Raw genomic sequence first — 3,783 nt, 5'->3', positions numbered from 1 at the left:
TACGAGGTATTAAGTATTAAGTATTAAGACTTAATAGGTTTTAAAATCCCTGTCTTGTGTAAGAGCAAGATGGGGATTTTTTATTTAACCGCAAAGTGCGCAAAGGGTTCGCAAGGTGCGCAAAGGGGTTTTAGTGTTTATGTTTTTTTGTTGTATTATGGACATGAAGTTAAAGCGCAAAGTAAAAGATGTTTTTTTTGAAAAAGTAGTTTAGATGTAGTTACAAATATTCTTACTTTTTATAATTATAAATACCGGTATAAACGATGAACTGCATTTTAAATCGATGAATGCATTATTCCCAACGGATTAACAATAACTTAATGTGTACATTCTTTACTCTTTGAATTAATGATTAATTTTGTCACAGAACATAAAAAAATATTTATATGAAATTTAAAGTACTTAACACATTGTGGTGTAGATTATTACTAGTTTTGATGCTGGTTTGTTCTACAACAGTATCTTGGTCACAGTTGAGCATTACAGCTACTAATACAACTGTCACCCAAAATTTTGATGGACTTCCTTCGACTGGCAGTGGTTTAGCTCAGACGGGTGGAATTTTTGCTTCAGGATGGTCCTTTGTGGAAACAGGGTCCAATGGAAATGCCACTTATGACACAGGAACGGGGAGTAATACTGCTGGAAACACCTATTCTTTCGGTGTTGCAGGAACTAATGCTGTTTCCGATCGCGGTTTAGGGATGTTGCAATCTGGTAGTTTGAGCTCATTTCTTGGGTTTAAGTTTACCAACAATACAGGGCAAACGATCACTTCTATTGAAGTGGGTTATACTGGCGAAACATGGAGAAGAAGTGTTGCAGCCGATAACTTAACATTTTCCTACCAAGCAGGAAATGCTACACTTAATTCAGGATCATGGACTACTGTAGCTGGTTTGGCTTTTACAACTCCTGTTAATGGCACTGCTCTAACATTAGATGGTAATGCTACGGCAAATAGAACAGTCATTGCACCTGTTACTATAACAGGATTATCCATTCCAGATGGTGCCACATTCACTTTACGTTGGATTGATGCTACCGCAGCAAGTTCTTCGGCTATGGCCATTGATGATTTTTCTATTCGATTAATTGCGACTACTGCCCCTACTGTTACTACTTTGGCTGCTTCGGCCATTTCTACAACTGGCGCTACTTTAAATGGTACTGTTAATGCTAATGGAACTTCGACAGCGATTACTTTTGATTATGGACTAACAACCTCTTATGGTACTACTGTAAATGGTTTACCAAATACAGCGACCGGCTCCACTGCGACTAGTTCGTCGGCTTCAATTACCGGTTTAGACGCGAATACACAATATAATTTTAGAATTGTAGGTACTGCTGGTACACCAACCAATGGTTCTAATTTGACTTTTTTCACCTTAGCGAATACGCCAACTGCTCCAGTATTGTCGGCCGCAACGAATGTTGGATTTGATGTAGCTATAGGTGGTGGCGATGCTAACCCAGCTAACACTACGTATGCAATCGAAGTAGGTATTGGAAATTTTGTGCAATCTAATGGCAGTGTATCATCAACAGCATTCTATCAAACGGCTACTGCTTGGGCTACCACTACTATTGTAGGATTAGCTGCCGATACAAATTATGTAGTTAGAGTTCTTGCAAGAAATGGTGCTAACGTTTCTACTGTTGCAGGACCTACTAGTTCTATAACTACTTTAGAAAATTCTGCTCCTACTTTAACTGCTGATCCATTAACTGCGTTCGGTTCGGTTTGTATTACTTCATCTGCAACTACTAGTTTTGCTGTTTTGGGAGAAAACTTAACCGATGATTTAATTATTAACGCGTTTGATGGCTATTCTTATTCCACATCATTGAACGGAACTTATACATCAACATTAACATTAACGCCTGATGGTAATGGTGATGTTTTAGAAACAATATTTGTAAGATTTACACCTACTATTGTTCAAAGTTATTCGGGTTCTATCGTAATCTCTAGTATTGGTGCTACAAGTATAAATGTAGCGGTTACAGGTTCTGGTGTTACTACCCCAGTGAATGTTGTTACCAATGCAGCATCAAGCATTACTTCCACAAGTGTTGGCTTTGCTGCGACATTTACACAAGGATGCAGTACTGTTATTAGTTCTGGAGTTGAATATAGTCTTACTGCAACCTTTGTTTCAAGTTCTACAATAACGTCTTTGCCAGGAACGGTGAGCAATCTTCAACCGAATACCCAATATTTTTATAGAGCTTTTGCAGAAGATGCGACTGGTATTGTATTTGGTACTGTTCTTAACTTTACTACTCTTCAGATTGCTGCTCCGGTGGCAACCGCGGCGACTGCTGTAACTGAGTCATCTTTTCAAGCTAATTGGACTTCCATTGCTCCTGCTTCAAGTTACAGATTGGATGTTAGTACGTCACCCGTATTTGGTACATTTACACCAACTACTAATTTAATTATTTCGGAGTATGGGGAAGGTACGCCAGGAAATAGAAAATATATTGAAATTTATAATGGAACTGGTGCAGCTGTTGATTTGTCCAACTATCAAGTATGGGGCATTAATAACGGTGGAAACTGGCCTGAGAGTACCTTATCTTTAACAGGAACTTTAGCTAATGATGGAAAATATGTTATTGCTAATAATGCAGCTGATACTCCGGGTGCCAATTTATATACCACCCTTGCACCTCTGAATTTTAACGGAGATGATGCGATAGGTCTTGCTTTTAATGGTGGTTCAGGTACTGTTTTTACATTACTTGATGCAGTGGGTAGTGATGGTGCGGATCCTGGAACAGGTTGGTCTGTTGCTGGAGTTACCAATGCTACAGTAGATAGAATTTTAGTAAGAAAGCCAACGGTACTTAGCCCTACTACTGATTGGACAGTTGCTGCGGGTACAAATACTTCTAACTCAGAATGGATCGTATCTACCAATCCGTACAATGCAAGTTTTCCGCCTACTGATTTAGGTTTGCATACCATTAATAATACGACTCCTTCTTTTGTGTCGGGTTATGATAATCTTGAAGTAAATGGTTTATTACAAGAAGTTTCAGGCTTAAATGCAAGTACTACTTATTATTACAGAGTTAGAGCGGTTAGTTCAAACAGCACCTCTATTAATTCTAATGTTATTTCTGTTAGTACAGCGGCTGAGCTTCCAACATTTGGTGCCATTTCTCAAAGCCAAGCGGTTTGTAACAATGAAAGTGCCACTTTCTTTATTTCCGGATTATTACCTAATAGCACTTCGACTATTACCTATTCGATAAATAGTGGTTCTAACCAAACACTTACGAACGTTATTGCGAATGGCTCAGGTTTAGCTTTTGTTTCTATTGTGTTACAGGAAGGCAATAATGGTCAAATTCTTGCTGTTTCTCAAGTGGAACGTACTGACATTGTTAGTCCTATTTTAACTGTTTCTTCAAATAACACTGTTACATTGCAGGTTTTACCAAGTTTTACTTGGTATCTTGATGCTGATAATGATGGTTTTGGCGTATCGACTACTACATTGATTAATTGTGTTCAACCAGCAGGTTATGCCTCATTAACTGGCGACTGCAACGACAACAACGCAGGTATCAACCCAGGTGCAACAGAAATCTGTTGGAATGGAGTTGACGAAAATTGTAATGGTTTACGTTCAGAAGGTTGTGCGCCAGTTGTGGTAAATATGGCTACGGCTAATAACACGGTATTACCATCATTTGCAACGGGAGTTGCAGCGCAAGCTTATAGTTTTGCAGGTGCTACTACCGCTACTTACCGCTTTACGATAG

1 protein-coding gene is annotated in these 3,783 nt (G+C 38.8%); it reads left to right on the top strand.

The window, feature by feature from the left end; translation table 11 throughout:
- Positions 1 to 389: 389 nt before the first annotated feature.
- Positions 390 to 3,783 (top strand): lamin tail domain-containing protein (locus tag WFZ85_RS15805; protein ID WP_342697220.1); only part of this gene is annotated, 3,394 nt, incomplete at its 3' end.

It is taken from the genome of Flavobacterium aureirubrum, from assembly GCF_038739835.1.
Classification (GTDB): Bacteria; Bacteroidota; Bacteroidia; order Flavobacteriales; family Flavobacteriaceae; genus Flavobacterium; species Flavobacterium aureirubrum.
This window is presented reverse-complemented; position numbering and strand designations above follow the sequence as displayed.